We start from the raw sequence: 25,301 nt of genomic DNA on the forward strand, positions 1-25,301 counted from the left end.
GCGATAGATGAAGAAGAAGGGACTGTATAATAAAAAGAAAGGTTGGCGATGAGGGCAACTGTTCAACTTTTTCTAACGAACGCTAGTGAGAACCAGGATCTTTAAAAAACACATTCTATTTATGGTACCGAAGGTATTATTTTTTGCTATAATAGACTGTATGAGTAGAATTTTAGACAATGAAATCATGGGCGATGAAGAGGCTGTTGAACGGACGCTGCGCCCGCAATATTTACATGAATATATTGGTCAAGATAAGGTTAAGGACCAGCTGAAAATTTTTATTGAAGCGGCTAAACTTCGGGATGAAGCGCTGGACCATGTCCTTCTTTTTGGCCCTCCAGGCCTTGGGAAAACCACCATGGCTTTTGTCATTGCCAATGAACTAGGCGTCAATCTCAAGCAGACTTCTGGTCCTGTCATTGAAAAGGCTGGTGACTTGGTAGCTATCCTTAATGACCTAGAGCCGGGCGATGTTCTCTTTATCGATGAGATCCATCGTCTGCCTATGTCAGTCGAAGAAGTGCTTTACAGTGCCATGGAGGATTTTTACATAGATATCATGATTGGCGCTGGCGAGACCAGTCGGAGTGTCCACCTGGACCTTCCTCCCTTTACCTTGATTGGGGCGACGACCCGAGCAGGTATGCTGTCCAATCCCTTGCGCGCTCGCTTTGGGATTACCGGACATATGGAATACTACGAACAAGATGATCTGACAGAGATTGTCGAGCGGACTGCCGAGATCTTTGAGATGGAGATTACCCATGAGGCTGCTGAAGAGCTTTCTCTTCGTAGTCGTGGGACCCCTCGGATTGCCAATCGCTTGCTCAAACGGGTGCGCGATTTTGCCCAAATCATGGGGGATGGCTTGATTGACGACACCATTACCGACAAGGCTCTCTCCATGCTGGATGTGGACCATGAAGGACTGGACTATGTCGATCAAAAAATCCTGCGCACCATGATTGAGATGTATGGGGGAGGACCAGTTGGCCTTGGGACCCTATCGGTCAATATCGCCGAAGAGCGAGAGACCGTAGAAGATATGTATGAGCCTTACTTGATTCAAAAAGGCTTTATCATGCGGACCCGGACAGGGCGCGTGGCGACCCGCAAGGCCTATGAACATCTGGGTTATCCCTACAATGGAGACTAGAAGAAGATGCTGACGGAAGAAGCAATCGTAGAGCAAATCCAAGCGGATCCGGAGATGATGACTGTCTTGGCCATTATTCGAGATCTCAACTTGGCAGATGCCTGGTTAGCGGCGGGCGCGGTGCGCAATTTCATCTGGAACCAGCTCTCTGGAAAACCAGGGTTTGATGCGACGACGGATATGGATCTGGTCTTTTATGACCCTGCGATCAGTTATGAGGAGACTCTGCAGATCGAGCAAGAATTAAAGAAGACCTATCCCCAGTACGCTTGGGAAGTCAAAAATCAAGTCTATATGCACCAGCATAGTCCTGGGACGGCTCCTTATCGCAGTGCCTGTGATGCGGTTTCCAAATACCCCGAGCAGTGTACAGCTCTTGCAGTTCGCTTAAGGAAAGAGGGTAAGCTAGAGCTCTTTCTCCCTTATGGGACAAAGGATATCGAAGACTTCATCGTTCAGCCGACTCCGCATTTTTTAGCCAGCCCAGAGCGTTTGGCGGTTTATACAGAGCGGATGAAAAAGAAAAATTGGCAGAGTAAATGGCCTCTATTAGAGGTTCGTTTTCCAAAATAGAGAAACAGATCAGATTTGAAAAAGGAATCTGATTTTTCTTTAAAATGATGGAGCCACTTTGTCATCTTTCTGTCACATTTTTGTTATAATAATAATAGTATGCTGGTTTTCCATAGTGGAAAGCCAAGAGCTCAGCTAGGTTGGGCAGTCCGAACAAGGAGTTAGGTGGAATCATGAAAAAAATCGTCTTTGTCTGCTTAGGAAATATTTGTCGGAGCCCCATGGCGGAGTTTGTCATGAAGGACTTGACGGATCAGTATGAGATTGAAAGTCGGGCTACCTCGAGCTGGGAACATGGCAATCCCATCCATCAGGGAACCCAGAAAATCTTTCAACAATACCAAGTCCCTTATGATCCAGCCAAGACGTCCTTACAGATCAAGGAAGAGGATTTTTACAACTTTGATTTGATCCTGGGGATGGACGAAAACAATGTAGCAGATCTGAAGCAAATGGCTCCTGCGGGAACAGAGCACAAGATTCAGCTCTTTGCTGCTGAAAGTGTGCCAGATCCATGGTATACCGGTGATTTTGAAGAGACCTATTCTAGAGTTCTGACTGGCTGTAAGGCCTGGTTGGATCAGCTAGCAACTTCTTAAGAGTTTGATATGTGAGAGAATACAGAATATGAAAGAATTTTATGAGACCTATAAGGTCTATCTGACGCGAAAAAATTTAGAAATAGCAGCATTGGTAGTGATTGTCTTATCTGCTTTGATGGTTTTCTTTTCGGCCATTCCAGGTCAGGGTGTCTTGACCTTGGACAAGGGGGCGATCCGTTACGACGGAAGTCTGGTCCGTGGCAAGATGAATGGCAAGGGAACCGTCACCTTTAAAAATGGGGATACCTATACAGGTAACCTCGTCAACGGCTCTTTTAGCGGCTATGGTAAGTTTAAGTCCAAGGATGGTTGGACCTATGAAGGGCAGTTTGTTAACGGCCAGCCGGAGGGCAAAGGCACCTTAACCACAGAAGCCAACGTCGTATACAAAGGAACATTCAAGCAGGGGATTTATCAAAATGCGCATTAAATGGTTTTCACTAGTCCGTGTTACAGGACTCTTATTGGTATTGCTTTACCATTTCTTCCAAAAAGCCTTTCCTGGAGGCTTTATTGGGGTAGATATTTTCTTCACCTTCTCAGGATTTTTGATTACAGCGCTCTTGATCGATGAATTTGCGCGCAAGCAAGGAATCGACTACCTGGCATTCTTGAAACGGCGCTTTTACCGGATCGTACCACCCCTTGTCTTTATGGTCTTGGTCGTGATGCCCTTTACCTTTATGGTCCAACGGGACTACGTGGCTGGTATTGGGACTCAGATTGCGGCGGTCTTCGGTTTTGTGACCAATTTCTTTGAGATGGCAACGGGTGGTAGTTACGAAAGCAACTTCATTCCGCACCTCTTCCTTCATACCTGGAGTTTGGCCCTAGAAGTGCATTACTATGTGCTCTGGGCACTTTTGGCATGGTTCTTGGCTAAGCGAGCTAAGACTGTTGGGAAATACCGAGGCATGCTCTTCCTGGCATCCAGCGGGCTCTTTCTCTTCACCTTCTTGTCCATGTTCATCCGCGCCTTTCTGACAGCTAATTTCTCTACTATCTATTTTTCTAGCTTCACTCACATCTTCCCCTTCTTTGCGGGATCATGTCTAGCAACGGTGACAGGGATTGCCAATGTCAGCCCGAACTTTACAAAATTGGTGCAGTCTTGGAGTATGAAAAAGACCTTGTCAGTCTTGGGTGGAAGCTTTGCCTTCTTGTTTGTGCTCAGTCTTTTCTTGCCATTTGATAGCTTGTGGACCTATCTGTTTGGCTTTTTAGCAGCGACAATCGCAGCTTGTGCCATGATTCTGTCGGCCCGCATTCTCCATGAAAAGACTCCAGATAAAAAAGAACCAGCTATCCTCAATTTCTTGGCAGATACCAGTTATGGTGTCTATCTTTTCCACTGGCCTTTCTTTATCATCTTTTCTCAACACTTGGGAAATATGATGGCAGCCCTTGTGACGACAATCGTTTCCTTGATTCTAACGGCTCTTTCCTTCTATATTTTAGAGCCAACCATTGCAGGCAAGGAGCCTCGTGTCTTTGGTATGAAGATGGATCTGAGTTTTTTGACCAGGCCGATCTTTTACCTCATGATTCCACTGGCTCTCTTGATGATCGGAATCTCTGCCTTTGCACCGACAGTCGGAGCTTTTGATGAGAGTTTGGTTGTGAGTGGGCTCAATCAAGCAGATAGCAAAATGCAGGTTACGCGGACGCAGGTGGACAATGCGACTGCAACAGACTATAACGTCTCAAATGGTGTGACCATGATCGGTGACTCCGTTAACTTGCGGGCGCAGGACTACCTGACTAAAGCGATCCCTGGCATCCAGATCGATGCGGTGGTGAGCCGTCAGCTGGAAAATGGAATGAAGGTCTTTGAGACCGATATCTCCAATAAAGTTCTACTAAAAAATGTGGTCATTGCCCTAGGAACCAATACTGTGAGCAACTACAAAGAGTTGCTGGATCAGTATGTTGAAAAACTTCCAAAAGGCCGTCGCTTGATCCTTGTGACACCATATGATGGTCGATATGCCAACGATCAGTCCAGCGAATCGGTTCAAACTCGTCTTTATGAGTTGGAACTAGCCAAGAAATACGATTTCATCACCATTGCGGACTGGTATCAAGTAGCCGTGGAAAATCCAAATATTTGGGTGGGAACAGACTCTGTTCACTTCAATATGGAAACCAATGGTGGGGAACTCTATGCTCAAACAGTCAAAGAAGCTCTTGATAAGGCTGAAAAAGGTCCAGTCAAGAAGTAAAAAAAGCATCTCTGAAACTGAAACAAAACAAATCCTAACAAAACAAAAAGCAACTTTTTACTTGTAAAAAGCTGCTTTTTTTAGTAAGATCAAGAAAACGCTTACAAAAATCAATTGAAAACATCACTTTGTGAAGAAAAAATTTTTTAAATTATTTTTTCACAATTTTGCTAAAGAATTGCTTTTGCAGCAATTGAATTGATAAAACTTTCACAAACTTCAAAAAAATCTTTGTGAAAGTTGCTTGGAAGTGTTTACAAAAAACTCAAAATAGAGTACAATTATATTGTGAAATAATTAACAAATCGAAATTTCTTACACTATTCTTGAAAGTTTCTGAAAACAAGAAAAAGTTCCGGAAAAGGATAAGGGTTTCAAACATTGGAGGAAAGCATCAAATGGCTGATAAAAAAACTCTCTCACCTGAAGAAAAGAAACTCGCTGCTGAAAAACACGTAGATGAGTTGGTGCAAAAAGCGCTTGTTGCGCTTGAAGAAATGCGCAAATTGGATCAGGAACAAGTAGACTACATCGTTGCAAAAGCATCTGTAGCTGCTCTTGACGCACACGGTGAGCTTGCTCTTCATGCATATGAAGAAACTGGTCGTGGGGTCTTCGAAGACAAGGCGACTAAGAATTTGTTCGCTTGTGAGCACGTTGTAAACAACATGCGTCACACCAAGACAGTTGGTGTCATTCAAGAAGATGACGTCACTGGTTTGACCCTTATTGCTGAGCCAGTCGGAGTCGTTTGCGGGATCACTCCTACAACAAACCCAACTTCAACAGCAATCTTTAAAGCATTGATTTCCTTGAAAACACGGAACCCTATCGTCTTTGCCTTCCACCCATCCGCTCAAGAATCATCAGCTCATGCAGCACAAATCGTACGCGATGCAGCGATTAAAGCAGGAGCTCCTGAAAACTGTGTGCAATGGATTACCCAACCTTCTATGGAAGCAACCAGTGCCCTGATGAACCATGAAGGGATTGCAACCATCCTTGCAACAGGTGGGAATGCCATGGTGAAAGCGGCCTACTCTTGCGGGAAGCCAGCTCTTGGGGTAGGTGCAGGTAACGTTCCTGCTTATGTTGAAAAATCAGCTAACATCCGCCAAGCAGCCCACGATATCGTCATGTCTAAGTCATTTGACAACGGAATGGTTTGTGCATCTGAACAAGCGGTCATCATCGATAAAGAAATCTACGATGAGTTTGTAGAAGAATTCAAATCTTACCATACTTACTTTGTTAACAAAAAAGAAAAAGCCCTTCTTGAAGAGTTCTGCTTCGGTGTGAAAGCTAACAGCAAGAACTGTGCGGGTGCAAAATTGAATGCGGACATCGTTGGGAAACCAGCAGCATGGATCGCTGAACAAGCTGGCTTCTCAGTACCAGAAGGAACCAATATCCTTGCGGCAGAATGTAAAGAAGTTGGTGAAAAAGAACCGTTGACTCGTGAAAAATTGTCACCAGTCATCGCTGTCTTGAAATCTGAAAGCCGTGAAGACGGAATTAACAAAGCTCGCCAAATGGTTGAATTCAACGGTCTTGGTCACTCAGCTGCCATCCATACAGCTGACGAAGAATTGACCAAAGAATTTGGTAAAGCAGTCAAAGCCATTCGTGTGATCTGCAACTCTCCTTCGACTTTCGGTGGTATCGGGGATGTTTACAATGCCTTCTTGCCATCATTAACACTTGGATGTGGTTCTTACGGACGCAACTCTGTTGGGGACAACGTTAGTGCCATCAACCTCTTGAATATCAAAAAAGTCGGACGCCGGAGAAATAACATGCAATGGATGAAACTTCCTTCAAAAACATACTTTGAACGTGATTCAATTGAATACCTACAAAAATGTCGTGACGTTGAACGTGTCATGATCGTTACAGACCACGCTATGGTAGAGCTTGGTTTCCTTGATCGTATCATCGAACAGCTTGACCTTCGTCGCAACAAGGTGGTTTACCAAATCTTTGCAGACGTAGAACCAGATCCAGATATCACAACTGTTGAACGTGGTACAGAGATCATGCGTGCCTTCAAACCAGATACCATCGTTGCACTCGGTGGAGGATCTCCGATGGATGCGGCCAAAGTAATGTGGCTCTTCTATGAACAACCAGAAGTTGACTTCCGTGACTTGGTTCAAAAATTCATGGATATCCGTAAACGTGCCTTCAAGTTCCCATTGCTTGGTAAGAAGACCAAATTTATTGCGATCCCAACAACATCTGGTACAGGATCCGAAGTAACACCATTTGCCGTTATCTCTGATAAGGCCAACAACCGTAAATACCCAATCGCAGACTACTCATTGACTCCAACAGTAGCCATCGTAGACCCTGCCTTGGTATTGACAGTTCCTGGATCTGTTGCAGCAGACACTGGTATGGACGTCTTGACGCACGCGACAGAAGCTTACGTATCACAAATGGCTAGCGACTTCACAGATGGTCTTGCTCTTCAAGCTATTAAACTTGTCTTTGAAAACTTGGAAAGCTCAGTGAAGAATGCGGACTTCCATTCACGCGAAAAGATGCACAATGCGTCAACGATCGCAGGTATGGCCTTCGCCAATGCCTTCCTCGGTATTTCTCACTCAATGGCCCACAAGATCGGTGCACAATTCCACACCATCCACGGACGGACCAATGCGATCTTGCTTCCGTACGTTATCCGCTACAACGGTACACGCCCAGCCAAGACAGCTACATGGCCTAAGTACAACTACTACCGTGCAGATGAAAAATACCAAGATATCGCTCGTATGTTAGGACTTCCATGCTCTACACCAGAAGAAGCCGTTGAAGCTTACGCAAAAGCTGTGTACGAACTTGGTGAACGCTGTGGTATTGAAATGAACTTCAAAGCACAAGGCGTCGATGAAAAAGAATGGAAGAAACATTCTCGTGAATTGGCCTTCCTTGCTTATGAAGACCAATGTTCACCAGCTAACCCACGTCTTCCAATGGTAGACCATATGCAAGAAATCATCGAAGATGCTTACTATGGTTACAAGGAACGCCCAGGACGTCGTAAATAAGATGCCAAGGAACAACTGATGTTTATCAGCTATCCCTCGCTCAAAAGAGCGGGGGATTTTTGATGGCCTTTTCAGGTTTCGATCGAAAAAAGGGAGCTGAGGGATTGCCTGTCTTTTTTTGCTTTTCAGACCTCCGAACCATTTTTTCATAAAAAATTAGACTTTTTTCCAGAAATTGTGTTATTTTTATAGCATTCCGGGCTAATTTATGTTACCCTATAGTGTGTGAATCTGCCTGTAGCTGAAGGGTTATGATCCTTTTTCAGTTATAGGAAACGAAAAAACAAATCCAAGAAAGGAGGCCATCTCAAATGGAGTTAGAAGGTGAAGTGCAAGATCAGGCACAGAAAATTATTGAAATGCCCCAACGAGATCGGGCAACATCCGCTTTAGAAAATCAGCCATCATCTGCTTCGGTGGTCTCCATGTATGGGCAGGAAAGGCCCAGCATTCCGAGTCTCCATCAGCAATTGGCGGGAGCATCTGGTACCCAGACCATTCAATTACGAGAGGAATTGGTACTGGCAGTAGCACAAAATGCTTCAGCGCAAGCGACGGTCTTTGAGGCCGAGCTCAAAGATCAGCTAGAAGTGGCCAAGGAGACGGTTTCCCATAAGGTTGCGGAGGTGTCTCAAATGGCCCACAGCATGGCCCAATTTTTAACTGACGCAGAAGTGGAGCAACTATTAGGAGAGTTCTCCATGGATACTTGCTGGGACCAAGCGGTCGAGGCGGAAAACCTGGCTCAAGCAAAGGCCTATTACACACGTCTGTCAGATTTGGCAGGCCAACTGGAGGTTGCATCAGCCCAATTGGTGGACTTGGACAAGGGACAAGCAGTGGCCTTTGATTTTCATAAGTAGGAGAAAAAGATGTTAGAGATCCTGGGAGAGGATAGAGAACGCATTGAGGAGCTCCATCGAGAGATTAAAAAGGAGCAAGAGCGGATTGCAATTCGGAGTTTGATTGCAACGCAAAAAGCCTTGATGATGTTGGAAGGGATGAGTTTGCAGGTGACTTTGAGCGGTCAATCCGAAAAAATGCGCTCTTTTGCCACAACAACTCTAGTTAATGATTTGAAAGATGGATTTACAGGAGGAGCAGCGGACGCGGCAGAAGCAGCACTGAAATCAGTGAAAAAGCCGATTTTATTGAGTCCGATTAAAGGAGGTATGTGATGTACCATTCAGGAAATAGTGAATTAGAACAACTAGAAGATCGACATTACCGCTTCAACCAGAAACTTAGCGAGTTGGAGTGGGATTATGCGGATATGCGAATGGATGTCCGCCAACATACAGAAAATTTAGTAGACTGGCTGAGTGCCCTGCATTTTCAAGCCCCAAGTGCGGAGGCTCAAAGTGGCTTGGAACGTTTATTTGCCTTGCAAGAAGAGTTTGAGGCAGAACTCAAGCGCTATGAAGAGCGTTTAGAAGAAGAACGTGAGCGCGAGCAGCAAGAGTACTATAAGCAGCGCCAACAATTAGAACAAGGTGATTGAAACATTCCTCTGGTAGAGATAAGAGGAATGTTTTTGTTTGCTCAAAAAACTTTTAAAAATGTGCTCATAAATTCTTGTAAGCGTTTGCTTAATATGTTATAATATTCACAAAGAAACGAAAATAAAATGGTTTTATCAAACCAACAAAGAAAAGGAGTCGCTTATGAAAGCTGCAACCTATGTCTCTGCAGGCAATCTGCAACTGATTGACCAACCAAAACCAGTGATCAAAAACCCAACGGATGCCATTGTGCGTGTCTTGAAGACAACCATCTGTGGGACAGACCTTCATATCCTAGGAGGAGATGTTCCAGCTTGTAAAGAAGGCACGATTTTAGGTCACGAAGGAATCGGGATCGTCGAAGAAGTCGGTGATGCGGTTACCAACTTCAAGGTGGGCGACAAGGTCATTATCTCTTGTGTCACAGCTTGTAATACCTGCTACTACTGTAAACGTAGTCTGCCTTCTCACTGTGAAGATGGTGGTTGGATTTTGGGTCACTTGATCAACGGAACCCAAGCAGAGTATGTCCACATTCCACATGCGGATGGCAGTCTTTATCATGCGCCTGAAACGGTGGATGACGAAGCCTTGGTCATGCTCTCAGACATTCTCCCAACGTCTTATGAAATTGGGGTGCTTCCATCTCATGTGAAACCAGGGGACAATGTCTGTATCGTTGGAGCTGGTCCGATCGGTCTTGCGGCTCTCTTGACTGTTCAATTCTTCTCACCAGCTACGATTATCATGGTGGACTTATCTGAATCTCGTCTTGAAGCAGCTAAGAAATTTGGGGCAACTCACACCATCTGCTCAAGTGATATCGCTGAAATTAAGGCCTTTATCAATGATGTGACGGATGGTCGTGGTGTCGATATTTCAATGGAATGTGTGGGTTATCCTGCTACCTTTGATGTCTGCCAAAACGTCATCTCTGTCGGAGGTCATATTGCCAATGTCGGTGTTCACGGAAAACCAGTTAGCTTCAATTTGGACGAATTGTGGATCAAGAACATTACCCTCAACACCGGTCTCGTCAATGCCAACACCACTGAAATGTTGCTCAATGTCCTAAAATCTGGTAAGATCGATGCAACCAAGCTCATTACCCACCACTTCAAACTCTCAGAAGTCGAAAAGGCCTATGATGTCTTTAAACATGCGGGTGAAAACAATGCACTCAAGGTTATTATCGAAAATGACATCAGTGAATGATGTGCTCGTTACTCTTTGTTCATAGTTTTTTTAGAAGGGCCAGAGATATTCTGGTCCTATTTTCAACCCCCAAAAGCCAATGATTCCTTGCAAAATAAATTTGTTGTCTTATAATAGAAGTACAGAAAACGATTACATAAAGAGAAAGGTGTGATCTTATGAAACGGTTTTGTTATCATCGTGAATTCTGGATGGACTTCCATTTCTGGATCTTGGTCTTGCTTTTAGTGGCTGTAGCTTTGACGATGCGGGCTCCGCTTTCGGTAGTTAGCCTAGCTTATCTTGCTTTTGTAGGGATTTTGATTCTTCTGCAGGTCTTTCAACCGTCTGTATCGACACGGCAGTACCCAGAAGGTAGCTACCATTTCAATTGGACCTTCTATCGCGATACTAGACTGTATATCGATCTCTTTTTATTAGCAGGTCTCTTGGCAGGCCCAATTGCTTCATCGGATATGGTCTATTGGATCTTGCTTGGAGCCGTCGTCGGCTCTATCGGCTTTGTATTTGTTGTAAAGGAAAAAGCGACTCAAAAGATGGCTTAGGGAATCACCATGTCCTAGATCTCTGAAACTAGTTTCAGAGATCTTTTTATTTTTCCCTAAAATGTGAAACTATAATCCAATTGCACGATCAATATTGTAAGCGCTTTAAAAATAGATTATAATCAATTTACAAGTACTCGAGTTGCCTTATTATCAAAGGAGAAGGAGTTATGTCAAAGATTACAAAAGATGAATTGATTGAACAAATCAAGGATGGCATCATTGTTTCTTGTCAAGCTCTCCCTCACGAACCGCTCTATACAGAAGCAGGAGGAGTCATTCCTCTCTTGGTCAAAGCGGCTGAGCAGGGTGGAGCTGTCGGAATCCGAGCCAATAGTGTCCGGGATATCAAGGAAATCAAGGAAGTGACCAAGTTACCAATTATTGGGATTATCAAACGTGATTATCCACCTGAAGAACCCTTTATCACGGCTACTATGAAAGAAGTCGATGAGCTGGCAGCTTTGGATATCGCAGTCATTGCACTTGATTGTACCAAACGTCCCCGTCATGATGGTCTTTCGATTAGTGACTTTATCCATCAAGTTAAAGAGAAATATCCAGACCAACTCTTGATGGCTGATACCTCTACTCTGGAAGAAGGATTGACAGCGGTCGAAGCGGGAGTAGACTTTGTCGGAACGACCCTTTCGGGCTATACGGACTACAGTCCGAAGGTTGATGGGCCAGATTTTGAACTGATCCATAGCCTCTGTCAAGCAGGAGTGGATGTCATCGCAGAAGGCAAGATCCACTATCCTGATCAGGCCAAGAAAATCCATGATCTTGGGGTTCGTGGGATCGTTGTAGGCGGCGCCATTACCCGACCAAAAGAGATTACAGAGCGCTTCGTCGCAGCCTTAAAATGAGAAAACAAAACAGTAGATTGAAGGAGGAGGAGACCGAATAGAGAGTAGTCGAATTCATTTAATGAGAATGTTTCAGTGAAGGATAACGATGAAGATTTCAAGAAGGAAGTCATATTTGCTTAACTTTCTGCAACATAAATCTAGTGTAAAAGGAGAAATAGATGATATTTGATGATTTAATAAACATAAAATTGTACAAAGGGATTCATCCTAATCTGGATCAAGCGATTGATTTTCTCTATGAACACCGGAAAGATTCTTTTGAGCTAGGGAGATATGATATCGACGGTGACAAGGTCTTTCTCGTTGTCCAAGAAAACACCCTTAACAAAGATGAAAATGATCGCTTTGAACATCATCGCCGTTATGCCGACCTTCATTTATTAGTTGAAGGACATGAATTTTCTAGCTACGGTTCCCGTATCCTAGATGAAGCTATTCCATTTGATGAAGCAAGTGATATTGGCTTTGTTCATTGTGAGAAATTCTATCCACTTCATTTGGGCTATCATAATTTTGCAGTCTTCTTCCCTGGTGAACCTCACCAACCAAATGGCTATTCAGGTCAGGAAGAAATAGTCAGAAAGTATCTATTCAAAATTGCGATTGATTAGATATGTCAAATAGAAAATGGAGGAGATAAGCGATATAGTTAGTTTTTTCGGAGAAGTTAAGGCTTCAAAGCACTGATTACATATTTTGTATTAAAAATAGAAAGAGGAAAACAATGAAAAATAGTAAGAAAATTCTTTTCGCTTTGGTTCTCGCGTTATTCGCATTGTTTGTCACTGCATGTTCATCTTCAAAAAATGATGCAGAAGGAAGTAATAAATCTGGAGAATTATCTGGTGAAATTGTAATGTGGCACTCATTTACTCAGGGACCTCGGTTAGAAAGTATTCAAAAATCAGCTGATGAGTTCATGAAGAAGCATCCAAAAGTTAAAATTAAAATTGAAACCTTCTCGTGGAATGACTTTTATACAAAATGGACAACAGGTTTAGCGAATGGCAATGTTCCAGATATTAGTACAGCATTACCAAACCAAGTTATGGAAATGGTCAATTCAGATGCTTTAGTTCCATTGAATGATTCTGTTAAGAAAATCGGAGAAGATAAATTTAATAAAACAGCATTAGATGAAGCGAAGGTTGATGGCAATTTTTATTCCGTTCCTTTGTATTCACATGCTCAGGTCATGTGGGTTCGCACTGATTTATTGAAACAATATAATATTGAAGTTCCAAAAACATGGGACCAGTTGTATGAAGCTTCTAAAAAATTAAAAGAAAATGGAGTTTATGGATTGTCTGTTCCTTTTGGGACAAATGATTTGATGGGGACACGCTTCTTGAATTTCTACGTACGAAGCGGTGGTGGAAGTCTGTTGACAAAAGATTTGAAAGCTAACTTGACAAGCAAATTGGCTCAAGATGGAATTAAATATTGGGTGAAAATGTACAAGGAATTTTCTCCTAAAGATTCATTGAACTTTAATGTCTTGCAACAAGCTACTTTGTTCTATCAAGGAAAGACAGCCTTTGACTTTAACTCAGGATTCCATATTGGTGGTATCCAAGCAAATAGTCCTCAACTAATTGATGCGATTGATGCTTATCCGATTCCAAAAGTAAAAGAATCAGATAAAGATTATGGTATTGAAACTTCTAATATTCCATTGGTAGTTTGGAAGAATTCAAAACATCCAGAAGTAGCGAAGGCATTCTTAGAATCTTTGTATGAAAAGAAAGACTACATTCGTTTCTTGGATTCAACTCCTGTTGGAATGTTGCCTGCCATCAAAGGAATTAGCGATGATCCAGCCTATAAAGATAATGACATCCGTAAGAAATTCCAACATGCAGAAGAAGTTATTACAAAAGCAGCAGAAAAAGGTACAGCTATTGGATATGAAAATGGTCCAAGTGTTCAAGCTGGAATGTTAACAAACCAACATATCATTGAACAAATGTTCCAAGATATTATTACAAATGGTAAAGATCCAATGGAGGCTGCTAAGGATGCAGAAAAACAATTGAATGATTTATTTGAAACTGTAGCAGTTGATGTTAAATAATGATAGCAGAGGCTACAATTATGTGGCCTCTGTTTTTAGAGAGGAATAAGCATATGGTCAAAAATAGAAATTTGACTCGATGGGTGTTTGTATTACCTGCTATTATCATTGTTGGACTATTATTTGTTTATCCATTTTTCTCCAGCATCTATTTTAGCTTTACAAACAAACATTTGATCATGCCAAGGTATAAATTTGTAGGATTGGCAAACTATAAAGCAGTTTTATCGGACCCTAATTTCTACAATGCCTTCTTTAATTCCCTTAAGTGGACAGTCTTTTCTCTTTTGGGACAAGTGCTTGTTGGTTTTGTGTTAGCACTGGCCTTGCATAGAGTAAGACGCTTTAAGAAGTTATATAGAACATTGTTGATTGTTCCTTGGGCATTTCCAACTATTGTCATTGCCTTTTCTTGGCAATGGATCTTAAATGGAGTATATGGTTATCTACCTAACTTGATTGTGAAATTAGGACTGATGAATCACGTCCCTGGATTTTTGACAGAAAGTACGTGGGCTTTCATCTGTTTAGTGTTTATTAATATTTGGTTTGGTGCCCCTATGATCATGGTCAATGTTCTATCTGCCTTACAAACGGTTCCGGAGGAACAGTTTGAAGCTGCTAGGATTGATGGAGCCTCCAGTTGGCAAGTTTTTCGATTTGTAATTTTACCTCATATTAAAGTAGTAGTCGGATTACTTGTTGTACTTAGAACAGTATGGATCTTTAATAACTTTGATATTATCTATCTGATTACAGGCGGAGGCCCTTCAAACGCAACAACAACATTGCCAATATTTGCATATAATCTCGGATGGGGAACAAAACTCCTTGGGCGTGCCTCAGCGGTAACAGTCTTGCTATTTATTTTCTTATTGGCAGTATGTTTCATTTACTTTGGAGTAATTAGTAAATGGGAGAAGGAGGGTAGAAAATGATGAAGAGAAGAACAAATGTACTCCTTGATATTGGGTCACATGTTGTTTTAGTTATTTCAACTATTATCGCAATTTTTCCTTTAGTTTGGATCCTCCTATCTTCTGTGAAAGGAAAAGGAGAATTAACCCAATTTCCAACAAGATTTTGGCCTAAACAGTTTACTCTAGATTATTTTACGCATGTCATTAATGATTTACATTTTATAAATAATATAAAAAATAGCCTGTTAATCGCATTAACGACAACAGTTATCGCTATTATCATTTCTGCAATGGCTGCTTATGGTATTGTTCGATTCTTTCCAAAATTAGGGGCGATTATGTCCCGGTTGCTTGTAATTACCTATATCTTCCCTCCGATTTTATTGGCAATTCCTTATTCGATCGCCATTGCAAAAGTTGGATTGACCAATAGTTTAATTGGTTTAATGATTGTTTATCTTTCATTTAGTGTTCCTTATGCAGTGTGGTTGTTAGTAGGGTTCTTTCAAACAGTTCCAATTGGAATCGAGGAAGCAGCAAAAATAGATGGTGCGAATAAATTTGTTACCTTCTATAAAGTGGTATTACCAATTGTAGCGCCAGGGATTGTTGCTACAGCGATCTATACCTTTATCAATGCCTGGAATGAATTTCTTTATGCATTGATTTTGATCAACGATACAAGTAAGATGACTGTTGCGGTGGCTTTGCGTTCATTAAATGGCTCGGAAATACTGGATTGGGGAGATATGATGGCAGCATCCGTAATTGTGGTATTGCCTTCAATTATCTTCTTCTCAATTATCCAAAATAAAATCGCAAGTGGTCTTTCTGAAGGATCCGTAAAATAGTAAAAATAGAAATAGGAGAAAAACAATGGTTGTAAATTATGGTGTTGTCGGCACAGGATACTTTGGTGCTGAATTAGCAAGATATATGAAAAAAAATGATGGTGCAGTAATTACAGTGGTGTATGATCCGGAAAATGCAGAAGCTGTAGCAGAAGAATTAGGAGCAAGAGTGGCTTCGTCACTAGATGAATTGGTTCAAAGTGATGATGTAGACTGTGTGATCGTTGCCTCTCCTAATAATCTGCATAAAGAACCTGTTATTAAAGCTGCTCAGAATGGAAAAAATGTATTCTGTGAAAAACCGATTGCTTTATCATACGAAGATTGTAAAGAGATGGTAGAAACATGTAAAGAAAATGGTGTGATTTTCATGGCTGGTCATATTATGAATTTCTTTAATGGTGTCCATCATGCTAAAGAATTGATCAATCAAGGGGTTATTGGGGACGTTTTATACTGTCATACAGCTAGAAATGGCTGGGAAGAACAACAACCATCCATTTCATGGAAAAAAATTCGTGAAAAATCAGGAGGCCATCTTTACCACCATATCCATGAGTTGGATTGTGTTCAATTTTTAATGGGAGGTATTCCTGAAACAGTTACGATGACAGGTGGAAATGTAGCTCACCAAGGAGAAAACTTTGGTGATGAAGATGACATGATTTTTGTTAATATGGAATTCCCTGGCAAGCGATTTGCCTTGCTTGAATGGGGTTCTGCCTATCGTTGGGGAGAACACTACGTTCTGATTCAGGGGACGAAGGGTGCAATAAAATTAGATCTATTTAATTGTAAAGGTACTTTGAAAGTAGATGGAAAAGAATCATATTTCTTAATTCATGAATCTCAGGAAGAGGATGATGACCGTACAAGAATTTATCATAGCACAGAGATGGATGGTGCCATTGCCTACGGTAAACCAGGGAAACGAACTCCATTATGGCTATCTTCTGTTATTGATAAAGAAATGAAATACCTTCATGACATAATGAATGGTGCTCCTGTATCAAAAGAATTTGAAAAACTATTAACCGGAGAAGCGGCGCTAGAAGCAATTGCGTCTGCTGATGCTTGTACTCGTTCCATTAATGAGGACCGAAAAGTTAAATTATCAGAGATCATGGGTTAATACCATTACTGATACGACAAAAGGAGAAAATATGTCAGATTTAAAAAAATATGAAGGAGTCATCCCTGCTTTTTATGCCTGCTATGATGACCAAGGGGAAATTAGCCCGGAGCGGGTACGTGCGTTGGTAGAATATTTTATCGCGAAAGGTGTGCAGGGCTTGTATGTCAACGGATCCTCTGGCGAATGTATTTACCAGAGCGTGGCCGATCGCAAGCTGATTCTAGAAGAAGTGATGGCGGTAGCTAAAGGGAAATTGACCATCATTGCTCACGTAGCCTGCAACAACACCAAGGATAGCGTGGAATTGGCACGACATGCGGAAGAATTAGGAGTGGATGCCATTGCGGCCATTCCACCGATCTATTTCCGCTTGCCAGAATACAGTGTGGCCCACTACTGGAATGAAATCAGTGCAGCCGCACCCAATACAGACTTTGTCATCTACAATATCCCGCAATTAGCAGGGGTAGCTTTGACACCGAGCCTTTACAAGGAAATGTTGAAAAACCCACGGGTGATTGGGGTCAAGAATTCTTCGATGCCTGTTCAGGATATTCAAACCTTTGCTTCTTTAGGAGGCGATGACCATATCGTCTTTAATGGTCCAGATGAACAATTCTTAGGTGGCCGTCTCATGGGAGCGCATGCTGGGATCGGTGGCACCTATGGTGCGATGCCAGAACTTTTCTTGAAGCTCAATCAGCTGATTGCTGAGAAAGACTTGGAGACTGCGCGTGCCCTGCAGTTTGCCATCAATGACATTATCGGAGTCTTGACGTCTGCTCATGGCAATATGTATGCGGTCATCAAAGCGGTTTTGCGCATCAATGAAGGTTTGGACTTGGGATCTGTTCGCTCCCCTTTGACGCCAGTAGTAGAAGCGGATCAAGAAGTGATTCAACGTGCTGCTCAACTCATTCAGGACACAAAAGCCAGATTCCTTTGATCAAAGGAGGTCTAGATGAATCCATATGTTGTAATTGATATCGGAGGGACCAGTATCAAGTATGGTCTAGCCGATGCAAAAGGGCAACTCCTAGAGACCCATGAAATGCCAACGGAGGCCCAAAAAGGAGGACCTCACATTCTTAACACAACAAAGGAAATCGTAGCCCGTTATTTGAAGAAGCATCCCTTGGAAGGGGTTGCGATTTCTTCGGCCGGAATGGTCGATCCTGATAAGGGAGAAATCTTTTATGCTGGCCCACAAATTCCCAACTATGCAGGCACCCAATTCAAAAAGGAAATCGAAGAGACCTTTCAGATCCCTTGCGAGATTGAAAATGATGTCAACTGTGCTGGTCTCGCAGAGGTCACTACAGGCCATGCAAAAGGATCGAACAATGCTGTTTGCCTGACGATTGGGACAGGGATCGGTGGTTGCCTCTTGCTTGATGGTCAGGTCTTTCATGGCTTTAGCAATTCAGCCTGTGAAGTTGGCTATCTTCATTTGCCAGATGGTGCCTTTCAGGATCTAGCTTCAACGACGGCTTTGGTCGAGTATGTGGCAGAACATCATGGTGATCCTGTGGAACAGTGGAATGGTCGCCGGATCTTTAAGCAGGCAACAGAAGGAGATAAGATCTGTATGGCTGGAATTGATCGGATGGTGGCCTATCTCGGAAAAGGACTGGCCAATATCGCCTATGTGGTCAATCCAGAGGTCATCGTCCTTGGAGGGGGAATTATGGCTCAGGAAGCCATCCTCAAGCCAAAAATCTATCGAGCCCTGTGTGCTGAACTGGTTCCTAGCCTAGCAGATAAGATCCGTTTGGAATTTGCCCACCATCAAAACGCCGCAGGTATGTTGGGGGCTTACTATCACTTTAGACAAAAACATGAAACATAAAACAAGTCGCGCTGGCGACTTGTTTTTGATTCATCAAAAAAAGCATGAAAGATGAAGAAAACCAGATCTTTCATGCTTTTTAAATAGGGAGACCATATTAAGATTTTCGAGAACGTTGACTAGAAAGTTTTTTGTTTTCCCAGTAGCTATTAAAGACAATTTCCTTTTGTTCTCGGCTTTTATTAAGGAAATGAGCATAGATCAAATCGACCACAATGAGGAGTGGTAAAATAGCAGAGATTCGATCGATATAGGTACTACTAGGAAGAGGTGTGGCCGGTAACACTTCTGTGAATCCTTGGTGGATGGCAGCCGGGTTAGCCGTCACAAGAACCGTTTTAGCCCCTTTTTCTTTGGCGTCCAGGAGACTGTCTGTAATGGAGTTGGTGCCTCCTGACAATGAGAAGCCGATGACTAAACAAGAGGAATCGAGAATACTGGTCGTCCAAGCAAAGCCATCTTGATCAGTCAGGGCTTCACAAACGACGCCCAGTCGCATAAAGCGCAATTTCATTTCTCGAGCAACTAAACCGGAACTACCGATCCCGAAGAAATAGACTCGGTCTACTTGATCGATTAGTTCAGCTACCCGATCTAATTGGGAATCTTTTACCAGACTTTCAGTGACGTTACTGATATGGTGGTAGCGTTGCAAGACGCTCAGCGTCAGCTCGTCATGCTCTTGCACCTGTTTTTGATTTTTGGTTTCTTCGTTAAAGTGATAGACAAATTCCCGATAGCCGGAAAAACCACATTTTTGAGAGAAACGCGTTAAAGCTGCCTTTGAAACATGGAGTAACTCCGTTACACGAGAAGAGGACAGGGAGTGCTGTCGTGCTTCGGATGATAAAAAATATTGGGCAATGTCGCGTTCCATATCTGTTAACTCAGCTTCATGGCTAGCGATAATGGCGCGTAAATCTTGATCTTGTTTCACAGCAATCCTCCTTTCTCACGAGATGAAATAACAGGATGCTCCTATAATATATTACACATTATAACATGGGTAACCGCTTTATTCAAGTAAAAGCAAGTAAGAAATACTGAAACTAGGAACAGGATAGGAGAAAAGAAGAGAACGCTACCAATCTTGGCAGTTGGGGCTTGTTGGTTGTCCACAATTTTCTGAAAATTCCCGGTTGGGCCTGAACAAACGATATGAATTGTGGTATAATTTAAGATAATTGTACTGTTGTTGGAAGAACAATAGTTGAATAAGGAGGTGTGACGATGTCGAATGCAACACTCGAGATGATGCAAGAGATCGAGCAAGCCGCTCAGGGCGTGATCGTAGGCTATGAAGCTCAAGTTGAACAAATCCGAACGGATTCACGCGATCGCCTTGCAACAGTGGCACAGCATTACGATGAGGAAACCAAGCAATTGGTCACAGAGGCAGAAAAAAACGCCCAGGAAAGACTCGTCCGTTTAACGAAAGATCTGGAAGAAACGGTTGCGCGCAATGATGCCAAGGTACAAGAGGCGATGACCGATAAACGAGCTGGGTTAGTTGAAGCCATTGTAGAAAAGGTGGTAGCAAGCTATGGCCGTTAGTCAGATGAAAAAACTGTCCCTCATCTTGCCCAAAGATGACTTGGACAGTCTCCTACTAGCGCTACAGTCTGAGGCAAAAATCCAGATTTATGACCTCAGTGAGCATGAAGAATGGCAGGCTGCCTTTGAGGCAAATACCTTGTCTCAACCCTTGACAGAGGACAATCGTCAAGCCTTGGTAGAGCTGCAAAAACGTCAAGAACAAGTTGAAAAAATGATTCAGACTCTAGAGCCCTACATGCCTGAGAAGAAGGCTCTGCAAGCTCTGAAGGAAGAACCCTTAAGCTTGTCTTTTGATGACTTGCAGGCTCACGGGATGATTCGAGACGAGGATCTTCTATTGACCAAGTTGAAACGCCAATTGCGCGTGTTAGACAAGGCTCGTCAGAAGATTGCGGATGCAAAGGGAGAGATAGAGCGCTTAGAAAAATGGCGACCGTTAGAGGTGACGCCAGCTGCCCTCGCTACTTTTCACTATGTGCATGGCTTGATCGGGACGATCCCAAATAGCGATACAGACGCTGTTCGTTCTTCCTTAAAAGCTCATCCTGAGCTGGAGTTAGAAGAAGTCTTTACGTCTGAAACCGAACACGGCTATGTCATCTTGTATCGTTCGGGAGATCGTGTAGCTGTTCAGGAGCTTCTAGAAGACCATGGGTTCAAAGAATTGGACTATGAAGAAGAGCAGGTCCCGGCCGCCTACTTGGATCGCCTAGAAGGGGAAATCAAAGAGCAGGAAGCTGTAGTTGCAGCCACCCTGGCCGAGTTGCAAAACTCCCAGAAGGAGTTGGACCAGCTCAAGTACCAGATGGATTACTTGTTGAGCTTGGGAGCTCGTGAGGAAGCCAAGGCGCTTCTTGCCAGCACGCAAAGTTTGGTAGCCTTAGAGGGTTGGATTGAAACATCCCAAGTGGCCTCATTACGAGACTTCTTGCAAGAAGGCTTTGGATCTCGGGTCCTACTAGAGACACGAGATGTGACGGAAAAAGATTGGGATGACGTTCCGATCCAGTTGCGAAATAATGCCTTGGTAGAGCCTTTTGAATTAGTCACAGAGATGTACGCCCTACCTAAGTATTACGAGCAAGATCCGACACCGATCGTTTCTCTCTTCTACTTTGTTTTCTTTGGCATGATGGTCGCAGATATCGGTTATGGACTGTTACTAACGGTAGCGACAGGCTTTGCCCTTAAAGCCTTCAAGCTCAAGCCTGGTACAGCGAAGAACCTTCGTTTCTTCAGTCTCCTCGGGATTTCAGTTGCCCTTTGGGGTGTGGTCTATGGCTCTTTCTTTGGATTTGAGATGCCTTTTGCCCTGATCAGTACGACCAGTAACGCCATGACCATCCTGATCCTCTCAGTGGTCTTTGGTTTTGTCACTGTCTTAGTGGGACTGTTCCTAGGGGGGATGAAAAATATTCGCCTCAAAGACTACACGGAAGCCTATAATGCTGGCTTTGCTTGGGTCTTGATCCTACTTGGTTTAATGCTTCTAGCAGTAGGCAATATCTTGCCAGGAATGAGCCTTCTAGTTCCGATCGGCAAGTGGCTGGCTATTTTGAATGCCATTGGGATCTTGATTGTTTCCATTGTCAGTGCCAAGAAGCTGTCCGGCTTAGCCTCCGGTCTCTTTAACCTCTACAATGTTAGTGGGTATGTTGGAGACTTGGTCAGCTTCACCCGTTTGATGGCCTTGGGCTTGTCTGGAGCGAGTATCGGTTCGGCCTTTAACCTCATTGTCAATCTCTTTCCACCGCTTGGACGGTTTACGGTAGGGCTTGTGCTCTTTATCGTCCTACATGCCATTAATATGTTCCTGTCCTTCTTGTCGGGATATGTGCATGGAGCCCGTCTGATCTTTGTGGAGTTCTTCGGTAAGTTCTACGAAGGAGGAGGCAAGCCATTTCGTCCTCTCAAACCTTCTGAACGCTATATTAAAACAAAAAAATAAGTATTATCTTTAATAAATAGGAGTATATTCATGGAATCTTTAGCATCATACTTTTCAGCCCATGGGGGCGCCTTCTTTGCAGCATTTGGTGTGGCGATCGCCGTTGCACTTAGTGGAATGGGATCTGCCCTTGGGGTTGGTAAAACGGGTCAAGCAGCAGCAGCACTCTTGAAAGAACAACCTGAAAAATTTGCCCAAGCCTTGATTTTGCAATTGTTGCCAGGTACACAAGGTTTGTACGGTTTCGTTATCGGGATCTTGATCTGGTTGCAAATTAAGCCAGATATGCCACTTGAAACAGGAGTCGCTTACTTCTTTACAGCTCTTCCAGTTGCGATCGTTGGTTATTTCTCAGCCAAACACCAAGGAAATGTTGCGACAGCAGGGATGCAAATCTTGGCTAAACGCCCTGAAGACATGATGAAAGGGGTTATCCTTGCGGCCATGGTTGAAACCTACGCCATCTTGGCCTTCGTTGTGTCCTTCCTATTGACCCTACGCGTCGGCTAAGAGCTAGCTTTGATGGATTCGCCTTACGAGGCGAAAAACACAAGACGCATGCAATAGGAGAAAAAACGATATGGATGAACAAACCCAATTAAAGGATTCGATCTTGGCCCAAGCCCATGAAAAAGGGCGTAAACTCTTAGAAGAGGCCAAGGAAACCATCCTAAAAGAAGAGACTGCACAAGAAGAGCGTTTGATTCAAGACAAACTCAATCAACGCTCCGAGCAGCTCAAGCGGATTCAACGTCAATTGCAACGTGAAACCCAACAAATCGAAAATAAAAAACGCCAATCAACCCTTGTCACCAAGCAACGAGTCTTAAAGGATCTCTTTGCGGATGCTTATGAAGCAATGGCGGCTTGGCCCCTTGAAAAGGAAATGCAGTTTGTAGATGCGATTTTAGACCGCTATCAAGGGCAAGTTGTGACTCTGACCTTTGGGGTGGTGAGTGCTAGCAAATTTGATCCAGCAGCTCTCGATAGATTGAAGCAGACTCATCAGAATGTGACAGTTGCGGATGCGACAATCCCAGCTCAGGCAGGCTTTGTCTTGTCGGTTGGGAAGATTGATGACAACTATCTCTACCGTGATTTGGTGGATTCTATTTGGGAGCAAGAAAGCTACCAGATGGCAGCCAGCATTTTCACCGACGAAGAGAACTAGGAGGTTGCAATGAGCGAACGGACCTATTCTCAAGTTAATACAGGAATCAGCGTACGTGAGGCTAGTTTTGTCAGTCCCAGTCAGTTCGAGCAGTTGCTTGCAAGTCCCTCCAGTGAGAGCCGAGAAGGCTTGCTACAAGGGACATCTTATGCTTTAGACAGCCACGAGATCAAGGATTTAGCAGCCCTTGAAGAGCGTCTGATGGCAGCCTTGTTGGCGGAATACCAATGGGCTTTTGAGGTAAGCCCTCAGTCAGACCTGGTTAGCCTGTTTACCTTGAAGTACACCTATCATAATCTCAAGGTTTATCTAAAACACAAGGCGACAGAGCGCAAGTTGGGGCATTTATTGATCCCCGTCGGTCCTTATTCTCTTGATGTGCTCGAGCATTTGGTGGCGACCTTTTCTGCGGAGCATTGTCCGGCCTTTATGGCGGAAGAAGTGGCTGCAACTTGGCAAGAATTCCAAGACTATCAGGACTTGCGGGTTCTCGAAATCGGGATGGACTTAGCTTATTTTAAACACCTGAGATACTTAGGAGACAGTCTAGATCATCCGATTTTGAAGCAGTTGGTAGACGTGACCATTGACTTTTACAATGCGATTACGGTCAAACGGGCTTTGGATCAGCAAAAACCGTATAGTTTTATGCACCAATTGCTCTCGGATGAAGGAAGTCTCAGTGCCCATCAGGTGATCGACCTGCTAGAATCGGGTCAGTGGTTGACCTGGTTTTATCAAGTCAATCCGCTGGAGTACGATCTCGCCTTAGAGACTTATGAAGAAAAGATGCGCACCGGTCAACTCAAGACCGTAGAGTTGGAGTATTTAGAAAGTTTGGTGAAATTCAGTCTTCTAGACGCTGGTCGTTTTGAAGTCGATGGACCACTCCCTCTTGTTCGTTATCTTTACGGAAAAGAGTTAGAGGTGACCAACCTTCGTTTGGTCCTCTCTGGTTTGGACAATGGTTTTCCGCTAGCAGAAATCAAAGAAAGGATGAGACCGATTTATGGACAAACAGACCTATAAGATCGCCGTTGTGGGCAATCGGGACGCCATCCTTCCTTTTCGCCTGATTGGCTTTCAAACCTATCCGGTCACAGAGCCGCAAGAAGCGATCAACACCTTGCGAAAACTCAGTCGGGAAAACTTCGGGATTATCTACCTGACAGAGGATATTGCTCAAGCTATTCCAGAAACAGTGGCTTTTTACGACCAGCAGCTGACACCGGCTTTGATCCTTATCCCGACCCATAGAGGGACTACAGGGCTGGGCCAACAGCGCATTCGCGATAATGTTGAAAAAGCAGTAGGACAGGATATTTTATGAGAACAAATGAATTTGGCCAAGCGATTGGCGATGCACTGCCGGATTTTACACCGGGGCGTCTGCCAGCTATTGAGCGGATCGAAGGTCGCTATACTGTGATCGAGCGCCTCTCAAAAGAAAAACATGGAGCAGATCTTTATCAGGTCTACGGGCCGGACTCTCCAGCAGCTATGTGGACCTTTCTGTTCAAAGGCCCTGCCCGCAATGAGGAGGAGTGGGACCACTTATTAGATGATCTCATGACAGCCCAAGGTCGCTTTTACTATGCGATTGTAGACAAAGATTCAGGCAAGGCTTTGGGGACTTTCTCTCTTATGCGGATCGATCAAGCCAACCGGGTGATCGAGGTCGGAGCAGTGACCTACTCACCAGCGCTCCAACAGACTCGCATGGCTACAGAAGCCCAGTATCTATTAGCGCGCTACGTGTTTGAAGATTTAGGCTACCGCCGCTATGAGTGGAAATGCGATGCCTTAAACCAAGCATCTCGCAAAGCAGCTGAGCGCTTAGGGTTCACCTATGAAGGCTGTTTCCGTCAGGCTGTTGTTTATAAAGGTCGGACCCGTGATACAGACTGGTTATCTATCATTGACCAAGAATGGCCAGAAATCAAACAGCGACTAGAAGCTTGGTTGGATCCAAGCAATTTCGATGCCAATGGCCAACAAAAGCAATCTCTAAGAGAGATAGCACAAAAGTAAAACAAAGAAACAAAGGATTCCCAGG

At 43.6% G+C, this 25,301-nt stretch carries 27 protein-coding genes; 26 read left to right on the forward strand and 1 reads right to left on the reverse strand.

The window, feature by feature from the left end; all coding sequences use genetic code 11:
- Nucleotides 1–160: 160 nt before the first annotated feature.
- The 19 genes from ruvB to TZ97_RS09125 all read left to right on the forward strand — a co-directional run bounded on the left by ruvB (nt 161) and on the right by TZ97_RS09125 (nt 18,569).
- On the forward strand, nt 161–1,159 hold the full coding sequence (ruvB, locus tag TZ97_RS09035; RefSeq protein WP_045760104.1) for a Holliday junction branch migration DNA helicase RuvB: 999 nt from the start codon (nt 161–163) through the stop codon (nt 1,157–1,159).
- A 6-nt stretch (nt 1,160–1,165) separates the two neighbouring features.
- Nucleotides 1,166–1,732, forward strand: a complete 567-nt coding sequence (locus tag TZ97_RS09040; protein ID WP_045760105.1) for a nucleotidyltransferase family protein — start codon at nt 1,166–1,168, stop codon at nt 1,730–1,732.
- Nucleotides 1,733–1,905: 173 nt separating this feature from the next.
- Nucleotides 1,906–2,331 carry a low molecular weight protein-tyrosine-phosphatase gene (locus tag TZ97_RS09045; RefSeq protein ID WP_045760106.1) on the forward strand — a complete coding sequence of 142 codons (426 nt, stop codon included), beginning with the start codon at nt 1,906–1,908 and terminating at the stop codon, nt 2,329–2,331.
- A 28-nt stretch (nt 2,332–2,359) separates the two neighbouring features.
- A complete protein-coding gene (locus TZ97_RS09050) occupies nt 2,360–2,764 on the forward strand; it encodes an MORN repeat-containing protein (protein WP_045760107.1) in 405 nt (134 codons plus the stop codon).
- A complete protein-coding gene (locus TZ97_RS09055) occupies nt 2,754–4,556 on the forward strand; it encodes an acyltransferase family protein (protein WP_045760108.1) in 1,803 nt (600 codons plus the stop codon). The genes TZ97_RS09050 and TZ97_RS09055 overlap by 11 nt, the downstream gene beginning before the upstream one ends.
- A 398-nt stretch (nt 4,557–4,954) precedes the next feature.
- Nucleotides 4,955–7,606, forward strand: coding sequence for a bifunctional acetaldehyde-CoA/alcohol dehydrogenase (gene adhE / locus TZ97_RS09060; protein ID WP_045760109.1), 2,652 nt, complete (start codon nt 4,955–4,957; stop codon nt 7,604–7,606).
- 311 nt (nt 7,607–7,917) lie between these two features.
- Nucleotides 7,918–8,469, forward strand: a complete 552-nt coding sequence (locus TZ97_RS09065; RefSeq protein WP_045760110.1) for a hypothetical protein — start codon at nt 7,918–7,920, stop codon at nt 8,467–8,469.
- Nucleotides 8,470–8,478: 9 nt separating this feature from the next.
- Entirely contained in the window at nt 8,479–8,784 is a 306-nt protein-coding gene (locus TZ97_RS09070) for a hypothetical protein (protein WP_023920072.1), read from the forward strand.
- Complete coding sequence (locus tag TZ97_RS09075) at nt 8,784–9,107, forward strand: hypothetical protein (protein WP_003009394.1); 324 nt, start codon at nt 8,784–8,786, stop codon at nt 9,105–9,107. Before TZ97_RS09070 ends, TZ97_RS09075 begins: the two co-directional genes overlap by 1 nt.
- A 163-nt stretch (nt 9,108–9,270) precedes the next feature.
- Nucleotides 9,271–10,323 (forward strand): zinc-dependent alcohol dehydrogenase family protein, encoded by a 1,053-nt coding sequence (locus TZ97_RS09080; RefSeq protein ID WP_045760111.1) that lies wholly within the window; start codon nt 9,271–9,273, stop codon nt 10,321–10,323.
- 158 nt (nt 10,324–10,481) lie between these two features.
- A complete protein-coding gene (locus TZ97_RS09085; RefSeq protein ID WP_045760112.1) occupies nt 10,482–10,868 on the forward strand; it encodes a hypothetical protein in 387 nt (128 codons plus the stop codon).
- Nucleotides 10,869–11,038: 170 nt separating this feature from the next.
- Nucleotides 11,039–11,737 carry an N-acetylmannosamine-6-phosphate 2-epimerase gene (locus TZ97_RS09090; protein ID WP_009731987.1) on the forward strand — a complete coding sequence of 233 codons (699 nt, stop codon included), beginning with the start codon at nt 11,039–11,041 and terminating at the stop codon, nt 11,735–11,737.
- Between the two features lie 161 nt (nt 11,738–11,898).
- The gene (locus TZ97_RS09095; RefSeq protein WP_045760113.1) at nt 11,899–12,351 is read left to right on the forward strand and encodes a YhcH/YjgK/YiaL family protein; all 453 of its coding nucleotides are present in this window, start codon (nt 11,899–11,901) and stop codon (nt 12,349–12,351) included.
- A gap of 113 nt (nt 12,352–12,464) precedes the next feature.
- On the forward strand, nt 12,465–13,814 hold the full coding sequence (locus TZ97_RS09100; RefSeq protein WP_045760114.1) for an ABC transporter substrate-binding protein: 1,350 nt from the start codon (nt 12,465–12,467) through the stop codon (nt 13,812–13,814).
- 53 nt (nt 13,815–13,867) lie between these two features.
- Nucleotides 13,868–14,752: a carbohydrate ABC transporter permease gene (locus TZ97_RS09105; RefSeq protein ID WP_006595263.1), complete on the forward strand. Its 885-nt coding sequence runs from the start codon at nt 13,868–13,870 to the stop codon at nt 14,750–14,752.
- A complete protein-coding gene (locus tag TZ97_RS09110; protein ID WP_045760232.1) occupies nt 14,752–15,585 on the forward strand; it encodes a carbohydrate ABC transporter permease in 834 nt (277 codons plus the stop codon). The genes TZ97_RS09105 and TZ97_RS09110 overlap by 1 nt, the downstream gene beginning before the upstream one ends.
- A gap of 25 nt (nt 15,586–15,610) precedes the next feature.
- Nucleotides 15,611–16,717 (forward strand): Gfo/Idh/MocA family protein, encoded by a 1,107-nt coding sequence (locus tag TZ97_RS09115; protein ID WP_045760115.1) that lies wholly within the window; start codon nt 15,611–15,613, stop codon nt 16,715–16,717.
- Nucleotides 16,718–16,748: 31 nt separating this feature from the next.
- Entirely contained in the window at nt 16,749–17,666 is a 918-nt protein-coding gene (locus TZ97_RS09120) for a dihydrodipicolinate synthase family protein (RefSeq protein WP_037608222.1), read from the forward strand.
- 15 nt (nt 17,667–17,681) lie between these two features.
- Nucleotides 17,682–18,569, forward strand: coding sequence for an ROK family protein (locus TZ97_RS09125; RefSeq protein ID WP_045760116.1), 888 nt, complete (start codon nt 17,682–17,684; stop codon nt 18,567–18,569).
- Between the two features lie 97 nt (nt 18,570–18,666).
- On the opposite strand, the gene TZ97_RS09130 is transcribed toward TZ97_RS09125, so the two are convergent.
- Nucleotides 18,667–19,506, reverse strand: a complete 840-nt coding sequence (locus tag TZ97_RS09130; protein WP_045760117.1) for a MurR/RpiR family transcriptional regulator — start codon at nt 19,504–19,506, stop codon at nt 18,667–18,669.
- Between the two features lie 293 nt (nt 19,507–19,799).
- Between TZ97_RS09130 and TZ97_RS09135 the strand changes: the two genes are divergently transcribed.
- From TZ97_RS09135 to TZ97_RS09165, 7 genes are all read left to right on the forward strand, one after another.
- On the forward strand, nt 19,800–20,123 hold the full coding sequence (locus tag TZ97_RS09135; RefSeq protein WP_003015405.1) for a hypothetical protein: 324 nt from the start codon (nt 19,800–19,802) through the stop codon (nt 20,121–20,123).
- Nucleotides 20,113–22,074 (forward strand): V-type ATP synthase subunit I, encoded by a 1,962-nt coding sequence (locus TZ97_RS09140; protein ID WP_045760118.1) that lies wholly within the window; start codon nt 20,113–20,115, stop codon nt 22,072–22,074. The genes TZ97_RS09135 and TZ97_RS09140 overlap by 11 nt, the downstream gene beginning before the upstream one ends.
- A gap of 30 nt (nt 22,075–22,104) precedes the next feature.
- Nucleotides 22,105–22,584, forward strand: a complete 480-nt coding sequence (locus TZ97_RS09145) for a V-type ATP synthase subunit K (RefSeq protein ID WP_003009435.1) — start codon at nt 22,105–22,107, stop codon at nt 22,582–22,584.
- Nucleotides 22,585–22,654: 70 nt separating this feature from the next.
- Nucleotides 22,655–23,245, forward strand: coding sequence for a V-type ATP synthase subunit E family protein (locus TZ97_RS09150; protein ID WP_045760119.1), 591 nt, complete (start codon nt 22,655–22,657; stop codon nt 23,243–23,245).
- 9 nt (nt 23,246–23,254) lie between these two features.
- On the forward strand, nt 23,255–24,274 hold the full coding sequence (locus tag TZ97_RS09155) for a V-type ATPase subunit (protein ID WP_045760120.1): 1,020 nt from the start codon (nt 23,255–23,257) through the stop codon (nt 24,272–24,274).
- Nucleotides 24,255–24,575, forward strand: coding sequence for a V-type ATP synthase subunit F (locus TZ97_RS09160; protein WP_031572747.1), 321 nt, complete (start codon nt 24,255–24,257; stop codon nt 24,573–24,575). The genes TZ97_RS09155 and TZ97_RS09160 overlap by 20 nt, the downstream gene beginning before the upstream one ends.
- Complete coding sequence (locus tag TZ97_RS09165; RefSeq protein ID WP_045760121.1) at nt 24,572–25,276, forward strand: GNAT family N-acetyltransferase; 705 nt, start codon at nt 24,572–24,574, stop codon at nt 25,274–25,276. Before TZ97_RS09160 ends, TZ97_RS09165 begins: the two co-directional genes overlap by 4 nt.
- Nucleotides 25,277–25,301: the final 25 nt, after the last annotated feature.

It is taken from the genome of Streptococcus parasanguinis (assembly GCF_000963275.1).
GTDB lineage: Bacteria > Bacillota > Bacilli > Lactobacillales > Streptococcaceae > Streptococcus > Streptococcus parasanguinis_B.